This is a genomic window from Caldisericum sp., from assembly GCF_049967455.1.
In the GTDB taxonomy this organism is placed as follows: domain Bacteria; phylum Caldisericota; class Caldisericia; order Caldisericales; family Caldisericaceae; genus Caldisericum; species Caldisericum exile_A.
On sequence record NZ_JBMFSR010000129.1, the window covers coordinates 1 to 508 of the forward strand.

1 pseudogene is annotated in these 508 nt (G+C 22.0%); it reads right to left on the bottom strand.

Annotated features, from left to right (window positions below):
* A pseudogene (locus tag ACP5SP_RS08160) lies at positions 1–508 on the bottom strand (hypothetical protein); the annotation flags it as partial.

A 508-nucleotide genomic window follows, 5' to 3' on the forward strand; every position in this document is an offset into this window, starting at 1 on the left:
AACATTTCCAAAACATTGTTTTCACTTAAATCCATTATTTTGGATGATAATTTAAAATGTTCTTTGTTTTCCAATAATTTATCAAATACTTTTAAATGATTTGGCTTTTTATCAACATAATCATTTACCATATTCAAAAAATCATCCAAATTTAAAATTTCTTTATAATTGTTTTCGCTTAATATTATATTTATCATTTTTACAGAAGTATTGATTCCCGTTATTCCCGGAATATTGTCGGATTTATCACCCATTAATATTTTAAGTAATAAAAAATTATTAATATCTAATGTTGATTTAGAAATTTTTAGTTTTTCTAAAAAATTATCTTTTGTAACAATGTCGTCCGTAAGAGGGTTATAAACCATTGTATTTTTGTTGGACATTAATTGATAAAAATCTTTATCGGTTGATATTATGATATTTAATGCATCTTGCTGATAGTTTTTATAATAAATATAAGATAAAAGAAAATCTCCTTCTATATTGTTAACGTGAAACGTTTTTA